The sequence below is a fragment of the Acidovorax sp. 22279 genome, from assembly GCF_052045435.1.
In the GTDB taxonomy this organism is placed as follows: domain Bacteria; phylum Pseudomonadota; class Gammaproteobacteria; order Burkholderiales; family Burkholderiaceae_C; genus Acidovorax; species Acidovorax delafieldii.
The window spans coordinates 83,762-106,902 of the sequence record NZ_JBQEOV010000013.1 but is presented as its reverse complement, the minus strand read 5'-3'; the positions used below and the strand labels follow the sequence as shown (position 1 = coordinate 106,902).

At 65.0% G+C, this 23,141-nt stretch carries 25 protein-coding genes; 2 read left to right on the top strand and 23 right to left on the bottom strand.

All coding sequences use genetic code 11. From position 1 onward, the window contains the following. Positions 1 to 28: 28 nt before the first annotated feature. The 7 genes from ACTJKQ_RS17535 to ACTJKQ_RS17505 all read right to left on the bottom strand — a co-directional run bounded on the left by ACTJKQ_RS17535 (position 29) and on the right by ACTJKQ_RS17505 (position 7,649). On the bottom strand, positions 29 to 997 hold the full coding sequence (locus ACTJKQ_RS17535) for a CysB family HTH-type transcriptional regulator (protein WP_440597571.1): 969 nt from the start codon (positions 995 to 997) through the stop codon (positions 29 to 31). A gap of 192 nt (positions 998 to 1,189) precedes the next feature. Further along, a complete protein-coding gene (locus ACTJKQ_RS17530; RefSeq protein ID WP_440597570.1) occupies positions 1,190 to 2,548 on the bottom strand; it encodes a sulfatase family protein in 1,359 nt (452 codons plus the stop codon). Continuing rightward, positions 2,545 to 3,639, bottom strand: coding sequence for an ABC transporter substrate-binding protein (locus ACTJKQ_RS17525; RefSeq protein ID WP_440597569.1), 1,095 nt, complete (start codon positions 3,637 to 3,639; stop codon positions 2,545 to 2,547). The genes ACTJKQ_RS17530 and ACTJKQ_RS17525 overlap by 4 nt, the downstream gene beginning before the upstream one ends. Before the next feature lie 36 nt (positions 3,640 to 3,675). Next, entirely contained in the window at positions 3,676 to 4,509 is an 834-nt protein-coding gene (locus ACTJKQ_RS17520; RefSeq protein ID WP_440597568.1) for an ABC transporter ATP-binding protein, read from the bottom strand. Between the two features lie 45 nt (positions 4,510 to 4,554). Then, the gene (locus tag ACTJKQ_RS17515) at positions 4,555 to 5,367 is read right to left on the bottom strand and encodes an ABC transporter permease (protein WP_440597567.1); all 813 of its coding nucleotides are present in this window, start codon (positions 5,365 to 5,367) and stop codon (positions 4,555 to 4,557) included. A gap of 13 nt (positions 5,368 to 5,380) precedes the next feature. Further along, the gene (locus ACTJKQ_RS17510) at positions 5,381 to 6,253 is read right to left on the bottom strand and encodes an ABC transporter permease (protein WP_440597566.1); all 873 of its coding nucleotides are present in this window, start codon (positions 6,251 to 6,253) and stop codon (positions 5,381 to 5,383) included. Positions 6,254 to 6,542: 289 nt separating this feature from the next. Beyond that, entirely contained in the window at positions 6,543 to 7,649 is a 1,107-nt protein-coding gene (locus ACTJKQ_RS17505; RefSeq protein WP_056744284.1) for an ABC transporter substrate-binding protein, read from the bottom strand. A gap of 279 nt (positions 7,650 to 7,928) precedes the next feature. On the opposite strand from ACTJKQ_RS17505, the gene ACTJKQ_RS17500 reads away from it, so the two are divergent. Continuing rightward, positions 7,929 to 8,786: a TauD/TfdA dioxygenase family protein gene (locus ACTJKQ_RS17500; protein ID WP_108497574.1), complete on the top strand. Its 858-nt coding sequence runs from the start codon at positions 7,929 to 7,931 to the stop codon at positions 8,784 to 8,786. Between the two features lie 141 nt (positions 8,787 to 8,927). Then, positions 8,928 to 10,292 carry an LLM class flavin-dependent oxidoreductase gene (locus tag ACTJKQ_RS17495; protein ID WP_440597565.1) on the top strand — a complete coding sequence of 455 codons (1,365 nt, stop codon included), beginning with the start codon at positions 8,928 to 8,930 and terminating at the stop codon, positions 10,290 to 10,292. A gap of 56 nt (positions 10,293 to 10,348) precedes the next feature. Here ACTJKQ_RS17495 and ACTJKQ_RS17490 read toward each other — a convergent pair whose 3' ends face one another. The 16 genes from ACTJKQ_RS17490 to ACTJKQ_RS17415 form a co-directional block, all read right to left on the bottom strand. Next, complete coding sequence (locus tag ACTJKQ_RS17490) at positions 10,349 to 11,305, bottom strand: universal stress protein (RefSeq protein ID WP_440597564.1); 957 nt, start codon at positions 11,303 to 11,305, stop codon at positions 10,349 to 10,351. A gap of 123 nt (positions 11,306 to 11,428) precedes the next feature. Continuing rightward, positions 11,429 to 11,833, bottom strand: a complete 405-nt coding sequence (locus ACTJKQ_RS17485) for a GreA/GreB family elongation factor (RefSeq protein WP_121943170.1) — start codon at positions 11,831 to 11,833, stop codon at positions 11,429 to 11,431. Positions 11,834 to 12,224: 391 nt separating this feature from the next. Beyond that, positions 12,225 to 12,932: an SDR family oxidoreductase gene (locus ACTJKQ_RS17480; protein ID WP_440597563.1), complete on the bottom strand. Its 708-nt coding sequence runs from the start codon at positions 12,930 to 12,932 to the stop codon at positions 12,225 to 12,227. A 131-nt stretch (positions 12,933 to 13,063) separates the two neighbouring features. Further along, the gene (locus tag ACTJKQ_RS17475; RefSeq protein WP_121943171.1) at positions 13,064 to 14,065 is read right to left on the bottom strand and encodes an NADP-dependent oxidoreductase; all 1,002 of its coding nucleotides are present in this window, start codon (positions 14,063 to 14,065) and stop codon (positions 13,064 to 13,066) included. Positions 14,066 to 14,270: 205 nt separating this feature from the next. After that, positions 14,271 to 14,879, bottom strand: a complete 609-nt coding sequence (locus ACTJKQ_RS17470; RefSeq protein ID WP_121943172.1) for a TetR/AcrR family transcriptional regulator — start codon at positions 14,877 to 14,879, stop codon at positions 14,271 to 14,273. A 340-nt stretch (positions 14,880 to 15,219) separates the two neighbouring features. Beyond that, a complete protein-coding gene (locus tag ACTJKQ_RS17465; protein WP_015013774.1) occupies positions 15,220 to 15,435 on the bottom strand; it encodes a TOBE domain-containing protein in 216 nt (71 codons plus the stop codon). Positions 15,436 to 15,494: 59 nt separating this feature from the next. Then, complete coding sequence (locus ACTJKQ_RS17460) at positions 15,495 to 16,304, bottom strand: ATP-binding cassette domain-containing protein (RefSeq protein WP_440597562.1); 810 nt, start codon at positions 16,302 to 16,304, stop codon at positions 15,495 to 15,497. A gap of 4 nt (positions 16,305 to 16,308) precedes the next feature. Continuing rightward, positions 16,309 to 17,271 carry an aliphatic sulfonate ABC transporter substrate-binding protein gene (locus tag ACTJKQ_RS17455; protein ID WP_260667069.1) on the bottom strand — a complete coding sequence of 321 codons (963 nt, stop codon included), beginning with the start codon at positions 17,269 to 17,271 and terminating at the stop codon, positions 16,309 to 16,311. A 48-nt stretch (positions 17,272 to 17,319) separates the two neighbouring features. Continuing rightward, a complete protein-coding gene (ssuC, locus tag ACTJKQ_RS17450) occupies positions 17,320 to 18,186 on the bottom strand; it encodes an aliphatic sulfonate ABC transporter permease SsuC (protein ID WP_056067463.1) in 867 nt (288 codons plus the stop codon). Further along, positions 18,183 to 18,557, bottom strand: coding sequence for a VOC family protein (locus ACTJKQ_RS17445; RefSeq protein WP_056744268.1), 375 nt, complete (start codon positions 18,555 to 18,557; stop codon positions 18,183 to 18,185). Before ACTJKQ_RS17445 ends, ssuC begins: the two co-directional genes overlap by 4 nt. A 23-nt stretch (positions 18,558 to 18,580) precedes the next feature. Further along, on the bottom strand, positions 18,581 to 19,744 hold the full coding sequence (ssuD, locus tag ACTJKQ_RS17440; RefSeq protein ID WP_260667067.1) for an FMNH2-dependent alkanesulfonate monooxygenase: 1,164 nt from the start codon (positions 19,742 to 19,744) through the stop codon (positions 18,581 to 18,583). A 46-nt stretch (positions 19,745 to 19,790) separates the two neighbouring features. Next, positions 19,791 to 19,931, bottom strand: a complete 141-nt coding sequence (locus tag ACTJKQ_RS17435) for a hypothetical protein (RefSeq protein ID WP_203422183.1) — start codon at positions 19,929 to 19,931, stop codon at positions 19,791 to 19,793. 41 nt (positions 19,932 to 19,972) lie between these two features. Then, on the bottom strand, positions 19,973 to 20,944 hold the full coding sequence (locus ACTJKQ_RS17430; RefSeq protein ID WP_116749593.1) for a sulfonate ABC transporter substrate-binding protein: 972 nt from the start codon (positions 20,942 to 20,944) through the stop codon (positions 19,973 to 19,975). Positions 20,945 to 21,002: 58 nt separating this feature from the next. Beyond that, positions 21,003 to 21,179, bottom strand: coding sequence for a hypothetical protein (locus ACTJKQ_RS17425; protein WP_158236071.1), 177 nt, complete (start codon positions 21,177 to 21,179; stop codon positions 21,003 to 21,005). A 138-nt stretch (positions 21,180 to 21,317) separates the two neighbouring features. Further along, entirely contained in the window at positions 21,318 to 21,908 is a 591-nt protein-coding gene (gene ssuE, locus ACTJKQ_RS17420) for an NADPH-dependent FMN reductase (protein WP_440597561.1), read from the bottom strand. 177 nt (positions 21,909 to 22,085) lie between these two features. Further along, positions 22,086 to 23,108 carry a sulfate ABC transporter substrate-binding protein gene (locus ACTJKQ_RS17415; RefSeq protein ID WP_056067453.1) on the bottom strand — a complete coding sequence of 341 codons (1,023 nt, stop codon included), beginning with the start codon at positions 23,106 to 23,108 and terminating at the stop codon, positions 22,086 to 22,088. Positions 23,109 to 23,141: the final 33 nt, after the last annotated feature.

Genomic DNA, 23,141 nt, shown 5'->3' with positions numbered 1-23,141 from the left:
GAACAAGAAACCGGCGGCGTCGCCGGCGTCATTCCAGCCTGCGCCCGTCGGTGTCATCCAGCGCGCCATCGCCGCCTTGCTGCACCGCTTTTTCGACCGCTTCGCGCGTGAGCGTCGGCACAAAGCTTTCAATGAACCGGTAGGCATATCCGCGCAGCCAGGCGCCGCGCCGCAGGCCCAGGCGGGTGAGATTGACCTCGAACAGATGGCCCGCGTCGATGAGCCGCAGGTGGCGGTCGCGCTCTTCGTCGACCGCGATGGACGCGACGATGCCCACGCCCATGTCCAGCTCCACATAGGTCTTGATCACGTCAGCGTCCATGGCGGTGAGCACGATGTCGGGCGCAATGCCTTCGCGCGCAAAGGCCTCGTCGATGTGCGCACGGCCGGTGTAGCCCAGCTCGTAGGTGATGATGGGATATTGCGCCAATTGCTCCAGCGTCACCGGGCCGGGCAGGTCAAGCAGGCGGTGGCCCGGGGGCACCACGATGCTGTGCGTCCAGCGGTAGCACGGCAGGGTGACCAGGGCGTCGTAGCCGGCCAGCGCCTCGGTGGCCACGCCGATGTCGGCCTCGCCGGACAACAGCATCTCTGCCACCTGGCGGGGCGAGCCCTGGTGCAGGTGCAGCGACACCTGCGGGAACAACGCCCGAAAGTCGCGAACCACCTGGGGCAGCGCATAACGCGCCTGCGAGTGCGTGGCCGCCACCGACAGGCGCCCCTGCGCGCTGTCGCTGAAGTCCTGGCCGGCACGCCTGAGGTTGTCGGCCTCCAGCAGCAGGCGCTCGACTGTGGGCAACAGCACTTCGCCAGGCGGTGTCAGGCCCGTGAGACGCTTGCCCGCCCGCACAAAAATCTCCACGCCCAGCTCTTCCTCCAGCTCGCGGATCTGGCGGCTCACCCCGGGCTGCGAGGTGTGCAGGATGTGTGCCACTTCGGTCAGGTTGAAGCCCCGCCGCACGGTTTCGCGCACAGAGCGCAGTTGCTGAAAGTTCATGGATAAAAGCGGGTCTCACAATGTCGATGTGACTGCCACCGCGCGGTGACCGTGTTGGCGACGGCCCCATGCGTTCCGTAGCCAGACAGCCCGTAGCGCAGGGGTCTGTAAATACTATGTTTTTAATAGCATCAAGCGCATATTCCACTAGCGCATCAGTCACTTTTCTTTGGTTTTTTTCCCGTACGGGCCTTACATGCCCCGCTGGGACAGGTCGGGCACATAGCGGTCGGCCTGGATGTCGGGCGACAGCCCGTGGGTGATGACCTCGTCGGTGATGGGCAGGAACTGCGCATTCCACTGCTCCCACGCCGCGCGCAGGCGTTCAAACACTTCGGGGTGCTTGTGGCGCAGGTTGGCGCGCTCCAGCGTGTCGTCTTCCACGTCGAACAAAAACTCGTTGTCGTTGATGCGCAGGTACTTGAAGCGGCCTTCGCGCACGGCGCGCTGGCACTGCGACTTGTAACGCCAGAACAGCGTGCGCGGGTGCGCAGGCGTATCGCCCAGCAGCACGGGCAGGATGCTCTCGCCGTCGGGCGGGTAGTCGGCATGGGGCGCCACGCCCGCAGCGGCCAGCAGCGTGGGCAGCCAGTCCATGGTGGCGGTGACCTGGTCGCTCACCTGCGGTGCAATGCGCGCAGGCCAGCGCAGCAGCGTGGGCACGCGGATCCCGCCTTCGAGCAGCTCGGTCTTCTGGCCGGTGAAGGGCCAGGTCTTGGAAAAGCGCTCGCCGCCGTTGTCGCTGGTGAAGACGACGATGGTGTTGTCGGCCAGGCCTTGTGCCTTGAGTGCATCCAGCACCTGGCCCACCGCCTTGTCGAGCGAGCGCACCATGCGCGCATAGGTGGCCAGGTTGCCGCCGTCGTAGTGAAAGAGGTCTTTCAGGCCCAGCGATATTTCTTCGTCCTCCGGCCCAACCCACGGCCAGTGGGGCGCGGTGAAGTGCAGCGACAGAAAGAACGGCTTGGCCGCGCTGCGCTCGCCGATCCAGCGCTTGGCCTCGTCGGCCAGCAGCTGGGTGTAGTAGCCCACGCGCTCCACCGGCACCTCGCCTTCGTACAGATCGCGCGCCACGGCATCGCCCACGCCGGGCTTGTGCGTGAAGTAGTCGATGGCACCGCCATAGTTGCCAAAGAAGCGGTCGTAGCCACTCTTGAGCGGGCCGAAGGTGGGCAGGCTGCCCAGGTGCCACTTGCCAATCAGCGCCGTGTCATAGCCCGCATCGCGCAGCAACGATGGCAGCGTGGGGTGCTCGGGCGGCAGGCCGTGCACATGGGCCTTGCGCACCAGGGGTTCCTCCAGCCCGCCGCGCAGGCGGTACTGGTAGCGACCAGTGATCAGCGCAAACCGCGTGGCCGAGCACACAGCCGAGTTGGCATAGGCCTGGGTAAAGCGCACGCCCTCGCCCGCCAGCGCATCGAGGTGCGGCGTGGTGAAGTCGGCCTGGCCGTACACGCTCAGGTCGGCCCAGCCCAGGTCGTCGGCCAGGATAAAGACGATGTTGGGCGCTTGGGTGGAAGCGGAGGCTGCCACATTGGTGGTGATGCTCATGCAGCCCCCTTGGCCTTGCCGGCGGCATCGGTCTCGCGCCACTGCTTGTCGAGCTTGAGGTCCGTGACGGCCTGCTGCACGAAGGCGGGCTGGAACCAGGCCTTCACGTCAAACGTCTGGCGGATCAGCCCCAGCTTGACGCCGTCGTCCAGCACGCCCTGGTAACCGGCGATGAAGCCCTCGTCGAGCAGCGGCGAATATCTGGCGTTCAGGTTGTCGCCCGCCAGCTCTTCGCGGAACGACAGCTCGGGGTTGCCGCTGTTGTCGGCGTACAGCTTGATCAGCGCCTCGCGGTTGCCCTCTTGCGAAGACCAGTGGGCGGCGCGCACCAGCTGGGTCACCAGGCGCTGGGTGAGCTGCGGGTTCTGCGCGGCGAAATCCTCGGTGGCCAGAATGCCGGAGTTGATGGTGTAGTCCGGCCCACGGCCCTTGGTGCTCAGCGCAATCTGCGCGCCCTGCGCCTTGAGCAGGAACAGGTCCGAGCCACCGAACGTGGCGTCGATCTGCCCAGCCACCACGGCGGCCTTGGAGGTGGGCCAGTCCATGTTGATGAGCTTCACGTCCTTTTCGGTCAGACCCGCCGTGGCCAGCAGGTTGTCAAAGGTGCGCTGGTAGGCGGTGCCCTTGAGCACAGTGACCTTCTTGCCCTTGAGGTCGGCCACGGTCTTGATGCTCACGCCCGGCGCCGTGGCCAGATAGCTGTTGCTGCCCCGGCCCGTGGCCGCAATGAAGCGGGTGGGCAGACCGCGCGCTCGGCCAATGACGGCGGCCAGGTCGCCCAGAGAGACGATGTCGAGCTGCTTGGCCGACAGCGCCTCGTGCACGGCCGGGCCTGCGCCGCGAAAGAAGTTCCACTCGATCTTGATGCCGTCCTTGGCAAATTCATCTTCCAGCCACTTGTTGGCCTGCAGCACCGCAAACACACTGCCGCCTGGCGAGGGCTTGCCGGCTGTACCCAGGTCGGGCGAGCCGATGCGGATGACCTTGGCGGGCGACTGTGCGCGCAGCACCATGGGGGCAGCCAATGCGGCAGCGCCAGCAATCAGCAGAGAACGGCGTGTGGAGAAAGCGAGGGGGTTTTGTTGTGTCATGGGAATCTCGGGGATCGGTAAAAGGGGAACAAACAATCAAACGGCAAATTGCCACTGCGCGGCAGGCGCCAGCTGCTCGCCGCGCTTGAGCGGCGGCTCGGCCAGGTCGGCCGCCGGGTGGCCGGAGAACTCGCGCAGCACGCTGTCCTTGATGGCGGTGAACGCGTGGGAGGTGCGCTCGCGCGGATGGGGCAGCCCCACCGGCACGGTGCGGCGGATGCGGCCGGGGCGCGGCTCCATCACCACCACGCGGTCGCCCAGGTACACGGCCTCTTCCACGTCATGGGTCACCAGGATCATGGTGATGCCCTCCTGCTGCCAGATGCGGCGCAGCTCCTGCTGCAGGTGGGCACGGGTCATGGCGTCAAGTGCGCCAAAGGGTTCGTCCAGCAGCAGGATGTCGGGCCGGTTGACCAGCGCCCGCGCAATGGCCACGCGCTGCGACATGCCGCCCGAGAGCTGGTGCGGATAGGCGGTCTCGAACCCCTCCAGCCCCACCAGCGCAATGTGCTCGCGCACGGTGGCGCGCTGCTGGCCTTCGGTCAGGCTGGAGTTGAGCAGGCCCAGCGCCACGTTCTTCTCGACCGTGAGCCAGGGAAACAAGCGGTGCTCCTGGAACACGATGCCCCGGTTGAGGCTGGTGCCCACAATGCGCTGGCCGTTGAGCAGGATCTCGCCCTGGTAATCGCCCTCCAGGCCAATCACCAGCCGCAGCAGCGTGGACTTGCCGCAGCCGCTCGAGCCCACGATGCTCACGAACCCGCCGGGCTCGATGGTGAGGTAGATGTCCTGCAGTACGGGCAGGGCTTCGCCCTTGACCTCGTACTGCTTGTTCAGGCCGCGAATGGCCAGGGTACCGGCGTGTGCCATGTTGATTTCCTTGTGTTCGTATGCGTATGCGATGCGTCAGCAGCATCAGTACCTGGCGATCGTGCGATCACGCCAGGCCAGCAGGCGCTTTTCCAGTGCGGCCAGCAGCGCGTTCAGTACAAAGCCCACCAGGCCCACCACCACCACGCCAAACAGCACCAGGTCCATCCAGAAATGCTCGCGCCCGTCGATCAGCGTGTTGCCAATGCCCTTGCCCGAGGCCAGCAGGTATTCGGCCCCCAGCGTGGCCAGCCAGCTGTAGATGAGCGAGAGCTGGATACCGGTGAACAGTGAGGGCGCGGCGGCAGGCGCCACCACGCGGTGCAGCGTTTGCCACACGCTGAACTCGTACACGCGGGCCACCTCCAGGTACTCACGCGGCACGCTGCGCAGGCCCTCCAGCGTGTTGAGCACCACCGGAAAGAACGCCGCCATGGCCACAAACGCTACCTTGGCGGTATCGCCCAGGCCAAACCACATCGACAGCATCGGAATCCACGCAAACAGCGAGATCTGCTTGAGCGTGTGGAACGTGGGCCCCACCAGCCGCTCGGCCCAGCGCGACCAGCCCAGCAGCGCACCCACGGCCAGACCGATGCTGGAGCCAATGCCAAAGCCCCAGGCCATGCGCCACAGGCTGGCCGACAAGGCCACCCACAGCTCGCCGCTCGCGACCTGGCCCACGCCGCGCTGCCAGACGGCCAGCGGCGACACCAGCAGGGGCGAATCGGACGCCCCCGAGGCAACCACCGCCCACCACACCGCCAGAATCAACACGGGCAGCACCCAGCCCCGCAGGCGCGGAGGCACTTTGTGGAACAGGTTACGTTGCACGTTCACAGAAGACCTTGAAGACATTCACACACCCCTTTCACAGTCCTGGCTTGCGCCAGCGCAGCAGCCACGCCTCAGACACGGCCAGCAGCTTGTCGATCACAAAACCCACGATGCCCACGGCCAGCACCGCCGCCAGCACCACGTCCAGCTGAAAAAGCTGGCGGCCGTAGACGATGAGGAAACCAATGCCCTCGGACGACGCCAGCAGCTCCACCACCACCAGCGCCAGCCAGGCATGGGTGAGGCCATAGCGCACGCCGTTCCAGATGGGCGCCGTGGCCGCCGGAAACACCACCTTGCGCAGCATCTGCCAGCGGGTAAAGCCATACACACGCGCCACCTCCACCAGCCGGTGGGGCACGTTCTGGATGCCCTGGCAGGTGTTGATGGCCACGGGCACCAACGCGGCCTTGGCGATGAGCAGAAACTTCAATGCCTCATCAATGCCCACCACCAGAATCAGCAGCGGCAGCCAGCCGATCACCGGCACCTGGCTAAAGGCCTTGAACAGCGGGAACACGTAGTCGCGGAAGGTGGGCGCGAGGCCCATGGCACCGCCCAGCAGCAGGCCCAGCGCCAGGCCAATGCCAAAGCCCGCAAACACGCGGACCATGCTGATGCGCAGGTGCTCCCACAGCTCGCCGCTGGCCAGCAGCTCGCCAAACACCTTGAACACGGCGGCGGGCGGCGGCAGCACCTGCTCGGGCACCCAGCCCCACAGAGCGGAGAGCTGCCACAGCGCCAGTACGGCCAGCGGAAAGGGCCAGGCCCAAAGCGAACGCCTCGCCCAAGTCCAGGCGGCGTTTTGCCTTGCCGCTGCGGGGCGGCGTGTGGGGGCATCCGGCAGCGCGTCCAGCGGCCTCACGGGGCTGCCTGGCCCGGCCGCGTTCAGTGCGGGTATCGCCATCTTTTGCATTTCCTTTGTGGGTGGTGGAGCTGCTACCACCTGGGGTGAGCGCAGCGCCATCGATAACAACCAAAAGAAATGTAAAAGACGTTTGTTATAAAAATAAATGGTTAATACTCATATGCAATGACAAAGATGTTTGCGGCATGAGCAGCGACGCCTGCGTTATGAGGTTGCCTCGACGCAGGCGCAAAAAACCCGCCGCGCACAAGGTGCGGGCGGGTTGCAACGAGCGGTGGTGAGCGGCTTTTCCTGGCTTGCGCACCGCGGTCTGGATCGGAGACCTGGATCAAGGGGCGGCGACCAGATCCCCGTTGGCGCCATACACGGGCCAGTAGCTCTCCAGTTTCAGCTCCTTGAGAGCAGCGTTCAGATAGCGGCGGTCAAACCAGCTATCGATCTCTGGCTTCTTGCGGATGAGTTTGAGCTTGTGGGCCTCGTCAGCCGCGTCCTTGTAGCGCGCCACCAGAAATGGGTCGAGCAGTGGCGACAGGCGCACGCGCAGCGGCTGGCCAATAAAGTCTTCGCGCCACACCTTCTCGGCGTACTCGGCCTTGCCCCACTGCGCAAACAGTTCGGCACGGCGGTTTTCGTCGGAATATTTATGCGCGTACAGCACCACCGTCTTGACCACGCGCTCCACTGCCTTGGGGTGGCGGGCGGCGAAGTCGTCGGTCACCAGCAGTGCCGTCTGGCGGGTGTACTTGTAGGAATCTTCTGCAGCCGACCACACCACCTTGGCCAGGCCCTGGTCACGCAGCTTGAAAAAACCCACATAGCCAAAGGCGGCGTCGATGTCCTTGCTGACCAACGCCGCCTCAGCGCTGGGCAAATCCAGATTGAGCAGTTTCACATCGCGCTCGCTCAGACCCTTGTCGGCCAGCGCGCGCACGGCTGCCAGATGCAGGTTCGTGCCCTTGAATACGGCCACCTTGCGGCCCTTGAGGTCTTCCAGGCGGCGGATGTTGGAGTCGGGCGGCACCGCAAGGTAGAGCCCGCCGCGCACGCCACTGCCCAGAATGATCTTGGTCTTCACGTCACTGGCCCGGTGCACGATAGAGGGCAGGTCGCCCTGCCACGCAAAGTCCAGTTGCTTGTTGACCAGTGCCTCATTGACGGCCGGACCCGCGCCCTTGAAGAAGGTCCATTGCACCTTCACACCGTCCTTCTTGAACTCTTCTTCCAGCCCGCCATCGGTGTAGGCCAGCGCGGCCGAGGTGCCACCATGGCGCACCGGGTCGCTGCCCACACCGCCAGTGGCGATGCCGATGCGGATCACCTTCAGGGGATCTTGCGCCTGTGCGGCTGCGCTACCCGCCCACAGGCCCAGGGCCACCGCCGCGCTGGCTGTCGTGGCAGCCGCCCAGAGCGCTGTTTTCCATTGCGTTTTTTTCATCTGTTGACCCTTCGTGCCTGTTGTTTTGCCTGTTGTCGTTCCGGTGTGCGTGCGCAATGTGCTGCACACGTCGCCGATCACTCTAGGCAGGCCCTGCGCGGGGGCCAACGACCAAAAACAGATATCCAAATTTGCGGATGGCAGGCCCACGCGCGCCAGTGCAAGGCGCAGTTTTCCGACTATGCATATGCGAACTGCTTCGTTGATGCGCGCACTGCGCGCTGTCCCAATCGTGTGGGAGTTCTCTTTCATCACCCCACCGTTTCAGAAAGTAGCGCCATGTCCAAGATCAACGATTTGCACCCCACGTTCACCCGCTTTGCGGTAGAGCCCTACACCCCCACCATCGGGGCAGTCATCCACGAGCTGGACCTGCGCCAGCCCCTGGACGCCGCCACGCAGGCCGAGCTGCGCCAGGCACTGGCCGTGCACGAGGTGCTGTTCTTCCGCGACCAGCACATCACGCCGCAGCAGCAGGTGGACTTCACCCGCAGCTTTGGCAATGTGGCCGAGGTGAAGGCGTTCTTCCCCCGGCTCGAGAGCCACCCCGAGATCGAGATCGTGGAGAGCACGGCCGAGCGCCCCAAGGCGTCCAACCAATGGCATGCGGACATCACCTGGCGCGAGCAACCGCCGCTGGGCACCAGCCTCTATGCACAGGTGATCCCGGCCAGCGGCGGCGATACGCTGTGGGCCAGCCTCACGGCCGCGTACGCCAGTCTGCCGCCCGCCTTCCAGGCTTACCTGGAAACGCTCACGGCCGTACACACCTGGGAGATCAGCGGCTGGACGGAGTACCTGCTGCGCAAGGACGCCAGCGGCGAAGAACTGAAGGCCGCCCGCGCCAAGTACCCGCCCGTGGAGCACCCCGTGGTGCGCGTGCACCCCGTCACGGGCAAGAAGATCCTGTACGTGAACCCCACCTTCACCAGCCACATCAAGGGCCTGCACCGCACGCACAGCGATGCGCTGCTGACCCAGCTGTTTGCCCTGCCACAGGTGGCCGAGTTCCAGGCCCGCCTGCGCTGGGCGCCGGGCACGCTGGCCGTTTGGGACAACCGCTCCACCCAGCACTACGCAGTGGGCGACTTCTTTCCGCAGCACCGCAAGCTGCATCGCATCACTATTACCGAGTAGCCCCCCTGAGTCGCCTTCGGCGCCATCCCCCTTGGGGAGACGCCCCCCCTGGCCCGGCAAAGCGGGTTCCACGGGTGCACTGGCCTGGGCCGCGCCAGTGTCGAAGGCCGCGAGCCATCTCCACAAGTTTTGGAATCTCACATGACCCAACCCGACACATCCAGAAAACTGCGCCTCGGCGCTTTCATCATGGCCACGGGCCACCACGTAGCCGCCTGGCGCCACCCGGGCTCACAGGTCGATTCGGGCGTCAACATCGATCACTACATCGAGGTCGCCAAAACAGCCGAACGTGGCTTGTTTGACCAGGTGTTCGTGGCCGACAGCCCCGGCGTGTGGCACAAGGGCGACCGCGAGTCCTTCAGCCGCCAGGGACGGATCTCGCACTTCGAGCCCGTGACGCTGTGGGCGGCGCTGTCGGTCGTCACCAAGCACATCGGCTTTGTGGCCACAGCCTCCACCACCTACGAAGACCCCTACCTGCTGGCGCGCAAGTTTGCGTCGCTGGACCACATCAGCAAGGGCCGGGCCGCCTGGAACGTGGTGACCACCAGCGCCGAAAATGTGCACGGCAACTTTGGCCTGGACACGCACCCGGACCCCGCCACGCGGTACGAGCGCGCCCACGAATTTGTGGACGTGGTCAAGGGGCTGTGGGACAGCTTTGACGACGACGCCCTGGTGCGCGACCAGGCAAGCGGCATCTACTTTGACCCCGACAAGCTGCACGCACTCAACCACGTGGGCAAACACCTCAAGGTGCAAGGGCCGCTCAACATCGAGCGCTCGTTGCAAGGCCACCCAGTGATTGTGCAAGCCGGCTCCTCGGAAGACGGCAAGGAACTGGCCGCCGCGACGGCCGAAGCCATCTTCACCGCCTGGACCAGCCTGGCCGAGGCCCAGGCCTTCTACAAGGATGTGAAGGGTCGCATGGCCAAGTACGGCCGCAGTCCTGAAGAACTGCTGGTGCTTCCCGGCATCTCCCCAGTGATTGGCCGCACCGAGGCAGAAGCCCAGGCCAAGTGGGCCGAGCTGCAGGCCTTGATCCACCCCAGCGTGGGCCTGGCCACTCTCACCCCCTTCTGGCCCGGAGAGGACCTGTCGAAGTGGAACCTTGACGCACCTCCGCCGTACATCCCCGAGCCACCCAAGGGCATCAACAGCCGCGCCCACGTGGTGCTGGAGCTGGCCCGGCGAGAGAAATACACCGTGCGTCAGCTGTACGAATACCTCGCCGGTGCACGCGGCCACTGGGTGGTGATCGGTACACCCGAGACCATTGCCGACCGCATGCAGGAATGGTTTGAGAACGGGGCGGCGGACGGCTTCAACGTGATGCCGCCTGTGTTGCCCCAATCACTCAACGAGTTTGTGGACCTGGTGGTGCCTGAACTGCAGCGGCGCGGCCTGTTTCGCACCGCCTACGAAGGCACCACCCTGCGGGAAAACCTGGGCCTGGCAAGGCCCGCAAGCCGGTACACAACACTGCTCGCGAAGGCGGCCTAGGCATCATGCATGGCGATCCCAATGACCTCGGCAGGGCTGTCCGCAGGGCTCCTTCTTCATGTGCCACCCTGCAGCGCCGCAGGGTTGGGATGACTCGGCAGGCGCGGCGGGCCTGCCTTGACACGGCGCACGGGCAGATCGGTCGCCAGGCGTTTCAGGGCGGCCCCCCGGGATGCGGACTGAAAGCCGTGCGGCACCACCAGCACGTCCGTGCGGGCTTCACACAGGATGCGTTGCGCAACGCTCTCGAACAGCCAGTCTGCCCACCGGGACGCGGGATGCTTGCCCACCACGATCAGGTCGGCCCCGGCACCTTGCTGCGCCACCAACACCTGCCGCGCCGGGTCGCCCCGGCCGATGGAGGATGAAAGCCGGTTGCGCCGCGCATCGTACGAGTCGGTCAGCGTGAACATGCGGTCCTGCGCATGGCGCCTGCACTGCTCGCGGTAGATCTGGATGGCGCGTTCCGACACTTCGGCATAACGCAGCTTGCCCTCGTTGGCAGTGCTGACGGCATGGAACAGTTCCACACGTGCGCGGGGGTGGAGCGCCAGGCCCAGCTCCACCAGGCGATGCGAAGCCTGAGAAAAGTCCACCGCCACCATCAGGCTCTGGTAGGGCTGTGCCGCTGCGCTACGCACCACGATCACGGGGCGCTGGCAGGCACGGAGCAACTGGATCACAGGGTGCGCGCCGAACCAGGCCCGCAACCCGCGCTGCGGGGCCATGCCCCACACCACCAGGTCGTGACCCGCTGCCGCGCGGGCGATATCCGCCACCGTGCAATCCATGCGTGTTCCGGCATGAACAGGAATCTGGTGGCGCTGCCGAATCTGCAGCGCATGGTGCGACAGTCGCACGGCCACGTCGGGTGGCTGCACTTCGCCGGGTTGGGAGAGATACACCAGCTGCAACGCAGCCCGATGCTCTGCGCCCAGCAGCGCCGCACGCGCCAGCGCGTGCCCTCCCTGTTCAGAAAAATCGGTGGCGGCAAGGATGGAACGAGGGGTCATGGTGGTACGTCCTTCTGTGGTGAACAACGCGCACTCCTCCAACGGCTGCCAGTGCGATTGGCGCCGGTCTGGTGAGAAGTGATCTGGTGGTACGGCCCGCAGCGGGCCGGCGTGCAAAGGCGACTAGGTGAGGTAGTCGCCCGTGGCCTCGGGCTGGTACTGGATGTTCTCGATGGTGGCGGAGCACTCTTCGCCATGGGGCGTTTGCCAACGGGCCACGTCCCCGGCCCGCAAGCCCAGCAGGCTGATGCCGACCGGCGACAGCACCGAGATGAAGCCCGCCGCAGGCTCGGCGTCCTGCGGGTAGCACAGGGTCAGCACCTGGCGCCGGTGGGTGTGCTGGTCCACTAGCTCCACGCGTGAATTCATGGTGACCACGTCGGCCCGCACGGTGCGCGGGCTGGTGATATCGGCGTTGGCCAGCAGGTCGTCCAGCAAGGGGGCTGGCCGGTTGCCGACCAGCTTGGTCAGGCGCGAATAGTCCAGGTCGGTGAGCGTGCGCTCGCCAGGGGTCACAACTGCATGCATACAAAGCACTCCATCGAATGCGGCGGTGCCCCGTGGGGACAAGACGGCCGCTACCGCGCTTGGCTGGTGCCCGGCGGTGGATGGTTGCGCTACAAGGGGATGAGGAGAGAGGGTGCCGCCGGGCTCAGGAATGTGCTGGCGTCAGCTGACGACGCGCGTTCTTCTTGGCCACCGCTCGCGCGCAGGCCGCTGCGCGGGGCAGCACAGCCAGGGCGGCAAAAGGGCAAACCAGAAGGGTCGTCATGGGCCCGAGTGTAGGCAACACGGGCGGTTCTGGGGGCAATAGCCCCAGGGTTCTTGCCAGATACCCGGCGGCTGGGTGGCCGATCTTTGTCGCCACCAGGGGCCACCCAGAGCGTCACGCCAGCTGGGTGGCCCCTGCGCGGCGTACTCAGGCCACTTGCGGCAGGTAGCTGGGTCGCGTGGCTGTCATCGCGAGCTTGACATGCTGTGTGAGCTCATCGGCCAGCACCTCGTCCGCGCCTGCTTCCAGGCCATCCAGCGCGCGCCGAACGATCTGAACCGGGCTGGTCTTGGGCACGTCAAAGCCGCGCGTCAGGTCGGTATCCACATACGCCATGTGCAGGCCCAGGACATGCGTGTTTTGCGCGGCCAGTTCGTGGCGCAGTGCATTGGTGAGCGACCAAGCCGCAGACTTGCTGGCCGAGTATGCAGCCAGCTCGCCGCCATTCACCCACGACGCCACAGACAGCACGTTGAGCAGCGCCCCGCCTCCGTTGGACTGCAGGACCTGGGCAAAGGCTTTGCTGACACGCAGCACGCCAAAGACATTGGTCTCAAAGATGCGGCGCATCACCTCTTCGCTGTCGGCCGCCAGAAACCCGCCGGGCTGGGCGATGCCCGCGTTGTTGATCACCAAACTCACGTCAGACGCCTGCACGGCGGCAGCCGCCACCTCTTCGGGGTTGTTGACGTCCAGGCGCAAAGCCTGCACGCCGGGTTGCGGGACGATGGTGGACGGATCGCGCGCGGCGGCGTAGACCTTGCGCGCACCGCGTGCGAGCAACTCGCGAACAAAGGCCAGGCCAATGCCGCGATTGGCACCGGTGACGAGGACAACAGCGTTTTCGATCTTCATGGGAATCTCCAAGGTTGGGGTGGGACTGAACAGGGATATGCACGGGCTGTGCAAGGGATGGATATGGAGTGAGGGCTCGATAGGTGCGAGACGGACGCGAGACGGGTGCGAGGCAGCAGTAAGCGAGCAGCTCAGCGCACCTTGACGACGACCTTGCCCTTGGCACGGCCGGTTTCCACGTAGGCGATGGCTTCGTTGGTTGCGTCGAAGGGAAACACCTTGTCGATCACCGGGCGGATGGCCCCTGCATCCACCAGACGCGTGATCTCCTGCAGCTGGCTGCCCTGTGCACGCATGAACAGGAACGAGTAGCCAATGCCCAGCACTTGGGCACGGCGCCGGGTACCGGCGCTCAACAGCCGGAACACCATCCGCAAGAAGCCCGACGCATGAAGGGTTTCGCCGAATGCGGGATCGGGCGGGCCCGAGACGGAGACAAGTTGGCCTCCGCGCTTGAGCACACGCAGGGACTTGGCCAGCGCCTTGCTGTCCTGGCTGTGCAGCACCACGTCATAGTTGCGCAGCACGTTCTCAAAATCTTGCTGGCGGTAGTCGATGACAACGTCCGCGCCCAGGCTTTGGACCAGTGCGGCACTGCCCGCGCCGGCGGTGGTGGCCACGGTGGCGCCCAAGTGCTTGGCCAGCTGGATGGCGATGCTGCCCAGCCCCCCCGACCCCGCCTGGATGAAAACCTTCTGCCCTTTGATGACCTGGGCCTTCTCCACCAGCGCCTGCCATGCCGTCAAGCCCACCAGCGGGATCGACGCTGCCTCTTCCATGGTCAGGCTGCGGGGCTTGAAGGCCAGCGAAGACTCCTTGACCGCAATCAGCTCCGCAAAGGTGCCGATGTGAAAGTCGTCCGCCCGGGCATAGACCTCGTCCCCCGGCTTGAACTGCCGCACGCGCGGCCCTACCCGCACCACCACGCCCGCCACATCGTGCCCGAGGATGAGCGGCATCTTGTAAGGCAGGAGGAGCTTGAACTCACCATCTCGGATCTTGGCGTCGAGCGGGTTGACGCCCGCTGCATGGACCTCCACCAGCACCTCATCGTCGCGCAGGGAGGGAGCAGGAACATCGGCAGGCCGGAGTACGCCCTTTTTGGCATAGCGATCCAGAACAAACGCTTTCATGGGGTTTCCTTTGCTGCAAGGGATTGCATGGCTGCACAGCAATGCCACGCGGACTGGCGAGGCTCCACCAAAAACGCCGTCCATCCATGACGCGCCAGATGCTGTGCAGAGTTTGGCCCGCAATTTCGCATGATAAACATCATATGTAATGATAAAAAAATGCGTGCCATCGCACGATCAAGAAGAGGCTGGGTGTGAATCCGCGTTATGCCGTTTCCGCCGGCAACAGGTGCTTGAGCGCGGCTTCGCGCAGGCTGTCGGACAGCGCGGCGTCGTCCACAGCACGGGCAAGCACGAGCGCTCCCACCATGGTGGACAAGGTGACAAGCGCTTGCTCATGGGTTTCTGGCTGGCCCCACTGGGGTGACTGGCGCGCAATCAGATCGACCATTTCCTTGATGTGCCGGGTGGAGACGCGCCGCACCTCAGGCGACTGGCGCGAGGTTTCGGAGCCCAACGCGGCCAGAGGGCAACCCGTTTCGATGCTCTCGACATGTTCGCGCGAAAGGTAGGCTTTGAGCACGGTTGCCATCGCCTGCGAGGCGGGCTCCCCCGCCACAGCGCCCGCCACCGTCGCCACAGACTGAGCGCACGCCTGCGTTGCCGCTTCGGCCAGCATGGCCTCGCGAGACTCGAAGTGCGCATAGAAGGCGCCATGCGTCAGGCCTGCTTCCTTCATGATGTCCGCAACCCCGGTGCCATGGTAGCCCTGACGACGGATCGCCCGCGCCGCCACCGACACGATGCGCTCATGGGTCGCTTCTTTGGCGGCGGCTCGAGCATTGGACTGTTTATTTCGCATGATGTTCATCATACATAAATTCACTATCCAGTGCAACTGCGCTTCGTCCACGGGGTTACACACACGCCCGTGCATCGTTCCCCCCCAAAAAAACAGGCCCTTGTGGGGCCTGGAATGCGAGCAGTGCCATCAACAGGTACGTGATGGGCAGTCAAAAAGAAGGCGGGCTGCGGCCGTCTTGATGAGCCCCAGCCCTCCCCTCCTGCGATGCGACCGTTTCCAAACGAGCTATTTGCCTGTCGCAGTCTTCATCCAGAGCACCGCAGCCCCCCGCACGCAGCGGGTCGCCTCAAGCGCCCGCTTTGTGCGCGATTCAGCCGCAACACCAGTGATGACGGCGGGCAGTGCTCCATCACAGCTTGGCGATGGACACCTCCGTGGACTTGACCAGTGCGACCACATCGGAACCCACGACCAGGCCCAGGTCGTCCACCGAACGGGTGGTGATGACGGAGGTGACGATGCCCCAGGGGGTTTCGACATCGACCTCGGAGACGACATCGCCGCGAATGATCTCGCGCACTTTGCCCTTGAACTGGTTGCGTACGTTGATGGCTTGAATGGACATGGGGTTCTCCTTGAATAGTCCGTTGAGAAATGAAAACAGTGGGTGAGAGAAACAAAAAATCACACCGCCCAGCGCAGGCCATGCGCTGGCACACCTGGCCATGGCGCCTCGCGTGCGGGGTCGCCATCGGGCTTTTGCAGCACGCGATCCAGGATGCGTTTTTCGATGGCAGCAAACGCGGCGTCACCGTGCGAACGGGGGCGTGGCAGGTCGATGCGCTGGTCCAGCGCGATCTGGCCGTCTTCGATCAGGATCACGCGGTCGGCCAGGGCCACGGCTTCTTGCACGTCGTGGGTGACCAGCAATGCCGTAAAGCCGCTGGTGCGCCACAGGCCTTCAATGAGGCGGTGCATCTCGATGCGGGTCAGTGCGTCGAGCGCACCAAGGGGTTCGTCCAGCAGCAGCAGGCGCGGGTTGTGCACCAGCGCACGCGCCAGGGCCACGCGCTGGCGCTGGCCGCCCGACAGGCGTGCCGGCCATTCGCCCAGCCGGTCGCCCAGGCCCACGCGCGCCAGCACATCGGCCGCGGCGCCGCGCCGCTCGGGCGGCAGGCCCAGGGCCACGTTGTCAGCCACACGCTTCCAGGGCAAAAGGCGCGAGTCCTGGAACATGATGCGGGTGTCACCGCTCAGGCCGGTGATGTCCTGGCCGTCCAGGCGGATCGCACCGCCAGAGACTGACTCCAGGCCCGCCACCAGACGCAGCAGCGTGCTCTTGCCGCAGCCACTGCGGCCCACAATCGCAACGAACTGGCCGGGTTCAATCGTGAGTTCGGTCTTCTTGAGGACATCGCGCGTGCCGTAGCGCTTGTCCACACTGCGCACTTCCAGGCGCACGCCCTGCGCTGTGTTGGGATCGTTCTGGCTCATGGCATCAGGCTCCGGGTTTGAAGAGAGGCACATCGAGGGCATTCACGCGCCTGGGCAGCAGCTTCTCGGCCAAAAAGGCATCCGCAATGCGCTGTTGCTCGGCAAGGGCTGTGGGCACCACGGCGCGCACCTCATAGCTGCGGCGGCTATTGGCCAGCTCGATCACGCCCGCATCCAGCCCCCACACCGGTGCCAGCAGCGCGGCTGCGTCCTTGGGACTTTGCTTGACCCAGGCACCGGCCTTCTGCAGCTCGTGGAAGAACACACCGAGTACATCGGGTCGGGCCTTGGCATAGGGAGTCCCGGCCAGGTAATAGCGCTGGTAAGACGCCAGATCACGCCCGTCGGCCAGCACCCGTACCGCCGACTGCTTTTGCACGGCGGCCAGGAAAGGGTCCCACACCACCCAGGCGTCAATGGCGCCACGCTCGAAGGCTGCGCGGCCGTCGGCCGGCGTGAGGTAGGCGGGCTCGATGTCCTTGAACGTCAGGCCGGACTTCTCCAGCGCTGCAATCAGCAAGAAGTGCACACCCGCCGCCTTGGCAAAACCGATCTTCTTGCCCTTGAGGTCGGCCACGGTCTTGATGGGCGAATCGGCACGCACCACGATGGCCTGGGCGGCGGGCGATGGCGATTCCTGCGCCACGAAGGTGAGGTTGGCGCCGGCTGCCTGGGCGAAGACGGGTACGGTGTCGGCCACGTCGGCACTGACATCGATGTTGCCCAGGTTCAGGGCTTCGAGCAAAGGCAGGCCACTGGTGAACTCGTGCCACGAGACCTTGACGTTCAGCGGTGCCAGCAATTGCTCCAGCGTGCCCCGTGTTCGCAGGATGGTGGTGAGCGTGGATGATTTCTGCAAACCAATGCGCAGGGTCTCGGGCTTGCCTTGCGCCGCAGCCAAGCCGCTGGACAGGGCCGCAAGGGCACCAAGCACAGTGCGCCGATGAATCAGGAAAGGAAGGGTCATGGTCGTGATGAATGCGTTGTAGGAATGTCGGAGTCAGGGCCCCGCAGCTCAAGCCGTCTGGTAGCCGGGGTGCCAGCGCAACCAGTAGCGCTCCAGCCCCTTGGCAAACACGTCAGCCAGCTTGCCCAGCAACGCGTACAGCAGGATGCCCACGAGCACGATGTCGGTTTGCAGGAACTCCCGCGCATTCATCGTGAGGTAGCCAATACCCGCCTGTGCCGAAATGGTCTCTGCCACGATGAGGATCACCCACATCAGGCCGAGCGAGAAGCGCAGTCCCACCAGGATGCTCGACAAGGCGCCGGGCAGAATGATCTGGCGGTACAGCTGCCAGCGCCCGAGGCCGTAGGTGCGGCCCATCTCAATCAAGCCCGGGTCCACATTGCGGATGCCGTGGAAGGTGTTGAGATAGATCGGGAAGAACACCGACACGCTGATGAGGAACAGCTTGGCCGATTCGTCGATGCCGAACCACAGGATCACCAGCGGAATCAGCGCCAGCGCAGGGATGTTGCGCACCATCTGGATGGTGGAGTCGAGCAGCGTCTCGAACAGCTTGACCGAGCCGGTGAGCAGGCCCAGCAGCAATCCCAGGCCGCCCCCGATGGCCAGACCCGCCAGCGCCCGGCCTGCGCTTACCTTGACGTGGGTCCAAAGCTCGCCGGACAGGGTCAACGTCCAGGCCGCCTTCACCACTTCCAGCGGTGCAGGCAACACGCGGGTGGACAGCCAGCCCGAAGAAGAGGCGATCTGCCACAACACGATGAGCCCTACAGGCACGGCCCAGGGCAGCAGACGCTGCGCCACGTTGGCCACAAAGCGGACCAGCGACGCGGGGAGCAAAGGCCCTTCGAGCGGGAGATCGACGGAGTCCGCCACAGGCGATATCTGCAGCTCTCGGGTGGTCTGTGTCATGGCGTGATGTCCTGTTCGTTATCGGGCTCCAGGAACTCCAGCTGGTTACCCGCCGGGTCCTTGACGTAAAAGCGCAGGTAGCCGGGCAGCGCGCGGTTTTCCACCAGCGGCAGCTCGGCCTGCAGCAGGCGGTGGCGCAGCGCGGGCAGGTCCTGCACCTCGAAGGCCAGGTGCGACACCGCAGGCGCCGGTTGCCAGTGCTCGGTAGGCACCAGATCGATGCGCTGGGTGCCCGCAGCAAACCGCAGCGTGTTACCGGCCTGCAAGCGCACCTCCGGCAGGCCCAGCAGGCTGGCGTAAAAGCGCCGGATGGGCGCCTCGGCCCCAGCCGGGAAGGCCAGTTGCACGTGGTTGATGGACTGGATGCTCATGGCATATCTCCTGCGGTGCCGGTTCAGCTTTGCGACGCACGGGGCACAAAGTCATTGGCCACGGTCTCGCCGAACGGCCCCAGTGGGTTGCCGCCAGAGAGCTTCTCGCGCGCGCCCACGGGCAGCAACGGGAACACCAGCTCGGCAAACCGGTAAGCCTCTTCCAGGTGCGGATAGCCCGAGAGCACAAAGGTGTCCAGCCCCAGCGCCGCGTATTCCTCGATGCGCGCCGCCACCGTTTCCGGATCACCCACCAGCGCCGTGCCCGCACCACCACGCACCAGGCCCACACCAGCCCACAGGTTGGGGCTGATCTCCAGGTCGGCGCGGCTGCGCTTGACGCCACCCGCATGCAGCTGCGCCATGCGGCGCTGGCCTTCGGAATCCATGCGTGAGAACACCGCCTGGGCACGCGCCACGGTCACGTCGTCCACATGGCTGATGAGTTCTTCTGCAGCGGCCCAGGCCTGGTCTTCGGTTTCGCGCACGATGACGTGCAGGCGGATGCCAAACTTGACCGTGCGGCCCCGCTTTGCAGCGCGGGCGCGCACGTCGGCCACCTTCTTGGCCACTTCGGCGGGTGGTTCACCCCAGGTCAGATAGGTCTCCACCTGCTCGGCCGCCAGGTCGTGGGCGGCGTCGGACGACCCACCGAAGTACACCGGTGGGTGCGGCTGCTGCAAGGGCGGAAACAGCAGCTTTGCGCCCTTCACCGTGAGGTGCTTGCCCTCATAGTCGAGGCTTTCGCCCTGGTGGCTGCGCGTGAGGATTTCGCGCCAGATGCGGATGAACTCGGCCGACTGCTCGTAGCGCGTGGCGTGGTCCAGAAACACGCCGTCGCCCTCCAGCTCGGCCTGGTCGCCCCCAGTCACCAGGTTGATGAGCAGTCGCCCACCCGAGAGCCGGTCGAACGTGGCCGCCATGCGTGCAGCCAGTGCGGGCTGGTGCAGGCCGGGGCGCACCGCCACCAGGAACTTGAGCTTCCTGGTCACGGCAAGCAGGCTGGACGCAACCACCCACGGGTCTTCGCAGGAGCGGCCGGTGGGGATCAGAACGCCCTCGTAGCCCAGGCTGTCAGCGGCAACCGCCACCTGCTGGAGGTAGTCATGGCTGAGCTGGCGTGCGCCTTTGGCGGTGCCAAGGTAGCGGCTGTCGCCGTGGGTGGGAATGAACCAGAAGATTTGCATGGGACAGGTCTCTTCAAAACGGGATCTCAACGAGGTCCGAACGAAATCAGTAGGAGATGGCAAAGCCGAACTGGGGCGGGCGCAAGACCGCGCGCCGCTGCTGACCGTCCAGCCCCCAGGCGGTGGCCGTGACGCACAGAACGCGTCGCAGCTGGGCGTGCAACGGGAAAGGCATGGGCGCAGGCATGGCAAGCTCCTTGGAACGTGTTTGTGGTCTGGGTGGTGGGGTTACAGCAGATCGACCGGCGCGGCGTGCAGCAGGTTGAGCTTTTTGGGGATCAGCTTCAGGTCGAAGAAGGTGTCGGCAATGCCTTGCTGCTCAGCCAGGATCTCGCGCGTGACCGGGGCGGTGCCGAACTGCGCGCGGTTCAGGTACAGCTCGGTGATGGACTTGTCCAGCCCCAGAACGGCAGAGAGCTCTGCGGCTGCAGCCGCCTTGTTCTTGGACGCCCAGGTGTCAATCGCGTTGACCTCTTCGATCGCAATGCGCAACACATCGGTGTTCTTGGTCGCGAAGTCGCGCGAGGTGAAGTAGTAGGCACGGTTGTTGACCACTCCCGTGGCGTCGGCCAGCAGGCGGGCATCCAGCGTCTTCTGGGCGGCAGCGAGGAACGGGTCCCAGATGATCCAGGCATCGACTGCGCCCTTTTCAAACGCGGCGCGCGCGTCGGCTGGGGCCAGGAAGACAGACTGCACGTCGCCGTATTTCAGACCATTCTTCTCCAGCAGCTTGACCAGGAAATACTGCACGTTGGAGCCCTTGTTGTAGGCCACGCGTTTGCCCTTGAGGTCGGCCACGCTGCGGATCGGGGAGTCCTTGGGCACGATCACGGCCTCCAGCGCTGGGCGCGGCACCGTGGCGCCCGCATAGACCAGCGGCGCGCCAGCGGCCTGGGCGAAGATGGGCGGGGCTTCGCCCACGTCGCCAAAGTCGATGGAGCCGACGTTGAGCGCTTCGAGTTGCACGGGGCCGGCGTTGAACTCGGTCCAGGTGACCTTCACGCCCAGCGGGGCCAGTCGCTTTTCAAGCGTGCCACGGCCCTTGAGGATGGAAAGCCAGCCTTTTTGGTGGCCCACGCGCAGCACGCGGCCGGGCGCAGTCGTTTGTGCAAGGGCCGGGGCCCCCGTGACGCCGAGAGCGGCGGCGGCCAGACCGGTGAGCAGCGCCTGGCGGCGATGAAGAGAGAAATGTGTCGTCATAGTGATGGTTTGTTTCTAGAAAAATGGGGCGGCAAAAAGAGGCCAAAACCGCGGGAATTCAGCCCGCGACAGGCACCACCGGCATGAGCAAGAAGGCACCGATGACCACGAGCGAGGCCACCACCAGCAAGGCAATACCCAGCCAGCGCAGGGCGTCGCGCAAACCCAGGGGTCGGTCTTCAAGGACCGATGGAGCCTGTGGCTGTGCGGACAGAGGGATTGCGTCACCGGACATGAACAGCACCTTTTTTTGTACAAGCAGGCAACAGCCCACCCTGCCTGCGCTCAGCGGGCATTACCAGGAAAACAATGGAAAGGAGGAAGGCGGGCGGAGCGTGGGCGCCTGCGGCCAGGGCCGCAGGCGCGTGGTCCGTCAGACGCTACATCGCACTTGCGAGAAATGCACGGGCGCGAACCGTGTGGCCTGGGCGGGCGATGGGCGAAGGGTTTCGGTGACCAGCACGTTCACCGCGTCATCCAGTCGGGCGGCAATGTCGGCCTGCACGTGGTAGGTGCCCTCGGGCGTCAGCGTGACCTGGGCGTCGGTGGCGTAGATGCCGGGCAGGATGCTCTTGGCACCCAGCGACTGCAGCACGGGGCGCAGCGCATAGTCCAGCGCCAGCATGTGGTGCGGGCTGCCGCCCGTGGCCAGGGGCAGCACGGTCTTGCCCTTGAGAGCTGTCTGCGGCAACAAATCCAGAAACACTTTGAGCACACCGCTGTACGCCGCCTTGTAGACGGGCGTAGCCACCACCAGCACGCAGGCATCTGCCACCTGGTCAATCGCCTTCACCACGGTGGGATGGCCAAAATCGGCCAGCAACAGCGCCTGGGGCGACAGGTCGCGGATATGGATGCGATCCACCAGCGCGCCGCGCACCGACAGGCGCTGGGCCACGGCGTCGAGCAAGGCGGCGGAGCGGGAGCGCTCTGAAGGGCTGCCAGCGATGAGCAAGGCGGACATGGTGTTGGTTCCTTTGTTACTACTGTTTTGATAGCTACCAGCGCATGACGGACTAGCGCTTGAGCTTGTTTTTCTTATAAAAAGGACAAACAACGCCCCGCCCGGCCCGTTGGGGCCAGGGTTCTTCCATGGAGGCTGGAGCATCGCCCCAGCCACCTTCGGGGCGGTTGGGCCTGCTTACTTGCGCGTGTAGATCTGATCGAAACTCGCGTTGTCCGCAAAGTGGTCCTTGGCAGCCTTGTCCCAGCCACCAAACGCGTCGTTGATGGTGAACAGGTTCAGCTTGGGGAACTGCTTGGCGTACTTGGCCTTGGCCTTGTCAGAGACTGCGGGGCGGTAAAAATGTTTGCCCGCAATGTCCTGGCCTTCTTCGGTGTACAGGTACTGCAGATAGGCCTCGGCCACGGCACGCGTGCCCTTCTTGTCCACGTTCTTGTCCACCACCGACACGGCGGGCTCGGCCAGGATGGAGATGGACGGCGCGATCACGTCGAACTTGGTGCCGAATTCCTTTTCGAGCAGGTAGGCCTCGTTCTCCCACGCAATCAGCACGTCGCCCTGGTTGCGCTGCGCAAACGTGATGGTAGAGCCGCGTGCGCCGGTGTCGAGCACGGGCACGTTGCCGTACAGCTTGGCCACGAAGTCCTTGGCCTTGGCGTCGCCACCGTACTTGCGCTTGGCAAATTCCCAAGCTGCCAGGTAGTTCCAGCGCGCACCGCCCGAGGTCTTGGGGTTGGGTGTGATCACTTTCACATCGGGGCGCACCAAGTCGTCCCAGTCTTTGATGCCCTTGGGGTTGCCCTGGCGCACCACCAGCACGATGGTGGAGGTGTAGGGCGAGCTGTTGTGCGGCAGGCGCTTTTGCCAGTCTTTCGGGATCCAGCCTCCGTTGGTGTGCAGCGCATCGGTGTCGCCCGCCAGCGCCAGGGTGGCCACGTCGGCGTCCAGCCCGTCGATGATGGAGCGCGCCTGCTTGCCCGAGCCGCCGTGGCTTTGCTTGATGGTCACGTCCTGGCCGGTCTTGGCCTTCCAGTGTTTGGCAAAGGCCTGGTTGAACTCCACGTACAGCTCGCGGGTCGGGTCGTACGACACATTGAGCAGCGTCACAGACTGTGCAAACGACGGCAATGCCGTCAGGGCCAAACTGCTCACCAGGGCAGCGGCGAAGGGAAACTTGATAAAGTCGCGGCGAAAGTTCATGGAAGGGCCTCTTTTTGTGAATGTGTTGCGGTG

Excerpts from the sequence above, each read along its gene's own strand:
- ACTJKQ_RS17535 (WP_440597571.1), bottom strand. The coding sequence starts at position 997 with ATGAACTTTCAGCAACTGCGCTCTGTGCGCGAAACCGTGCGGCGGGGC.
- ACTJKQ_RS17530 (WP_440597570.1), bottom strand. The coding sequence starts at position 2,548 with ATGAGCATCACCACCAATGTGGCAGCCTCCGCTTCCACCCAAGCGCCC.
- ACTJKQ_RS17525 (WP_440597569.1), bottom strand. The coding sequence starts at position 3,639 with ATGACACAACAAAACCCCCTCGCTTTCTCCACACGCCGTTCTCTGCTG.
- ACTJKQ_RS17520 (WP_440597568.1), bottom strand. The coding sequence starts at position 4,509 with ATGGCACACGCCGGTACCCTGGCCATTCGCGGCCTGAACAAGCAGTAC.
- ACTJKQ_RS17515 (WP_440597567.1), bottom strand. The coding sequence starts at position 5,367 with ATGTCTTCAAGGTCTTCTGTGAACGTGCAACGTAACCTGTTCCACAAA.
- ACTJKQ_RS17510 (WP_440597566.1), bottom strand. The coding sequence starts at position 6,253 with ATGGCGATACCCGCACTGAACGCGGCCGGGCCAGGCAGCCCCGTGAGG.
- ACTJKQ_RS17505 (WP_056744284.1), bottom strand. The coding sequence starts at position 7,649 with ATGAAAAAAACGCAATGGAAAACAGCGCTCTGGGCGGCTGCCACGACA.
- ACTJKQ_RS17500 (WP_108497574.1), top strand. The coding sequence starts at position 7,929 with ATGTCCAAGATCAACGATTTGCACCCCACGTTCACCCGCTTTGCGGTA.
- ACTJKQ_RS17495 (WP_440597565.1), top strand. The coding sequence starts at position 8,928 with ATGACCCAACCCGACACATCCAGAAAACTGCGCCTCGGCGCTTTCATC.
- ACTJKQ_RS17490 (WP_440597564.1), bottom strand. The coding sequence starts at position 11,305 with ATGACCCCTCGTTCCATCCTTGCCGCCACCGATTTTTCTGAACAGGGA.
- ACTJKQ_RS17485 (WP_121943170.1), bottom strand. The coding sequence starts at position 11,833 with ATGCATGCAGTTGTGACCCCTGGCGAGCGCACGCTCACCGACCTGGAC.
- ACTJKQ_RS17480 (WP_440597563.1), bottom strand. The coding sequence starts at position 12,932 with ATGAAGATCGAAAACGCTGTTGTCCTCGTCACCGGTGCCAATCGCGGC.
- ACTJKQ_RS17475 (WP_121943171.1), bottom strand. The coding sequence starts at position 14,065 with ATGAAAGCGTTTGTTCTGGATCGCTATGCCAAAAAGGGCGTACTCCGG.
- ACTJKQ_RS17470 (WP_121943172.1), bottom strand. The coding sequence starts at position 14,879 with ATGATGAACATCATGCGAAATAAACAGTCCAATGCTCGAGCCGCCGCC.
- ACTJKQ_RS17465 (WP_015013774.1), bottom strand. The coding sequence starts at position 15,435 with ATGTCCATTCAAGCCATCAACGTACGCAACCAGTTCAAGGGCAAAGTG.
- ACTJKQ_RS17460 (WP_440597562.1), bottom strand. The coding sequence starts at position 16,304 with ATGAGCCAGAACGATCCCAACACAGCGCAGGGCGTGCGCCTGGAAGTG.
- ACTJKQ_RS17455 (WP_260667069.1), bottom strand. The coding sequence starts at position 17,271 with ATGACCCTTCCTTTCCTGATTCATCGGCGCACTGTGCTTGGTGCCCTT.
- ssuC (WP_056067463.1), bottom strand. The coding sequence starts at position 18,186 with ATGACACAGACCACCCGAGAGCTGCAGATATCGCCTGTGGCGGACTCC.
- ACTJKQ_RS17445 (WP_056744268.1), bottom strand. The coding sequence starts at position 18,557 with ATGAGCATCCAGTCCATCAACCACGTGCAACTGGCCTTCCCGGCTGGG.
- ssuD (WP_260667067.1), bottom strand. The coding sequence starts at position 19,744 with ATGCAAATCTTCTGGTTCATTCCCACCCACGGCGACAGCCGCTACCTT.
- ACTJKQ_RS17435 (WP_203422183.1), bottom strand. The coding sequence starts at position 19,931 with ATGCCTGCGCCCATGCCTTTCCCGTTGCACGCCCAGCTGCGACGCGTT.
- ACTJKQ_RS17430 (WP_116749593.1), bottom strand. The coding sequence starts at position 20,944 with ATGACGACACATTTCTCTCTTCATCGCCGCCAGGCGCTGCTCACCGGT.
- ACTJKQ_RS17425 (WP_158236071.1), bottom strand. The coding sequence starts at position 21,179 with ATGTCCGGTGACGCAATCCCTCTGTCCGCACAGCCACAGGCTCCATCG.
- ssuE (WP_440597561.1), bottom strand. The coding sequence starts at position 21,908 with ATGTCCGCCTTGCTCATCGCTGGCAGCCCTTCAGAGCGCTCCCGCTCC.
- ACTJKQ_RS17415 (WP_056067453.1), bottom strand. The coding sequence starts at position 23,108 with ATGAACTTTCGCCGCGACTTTATCAAGTTTCCCTTCGCCGCTGCCCTG.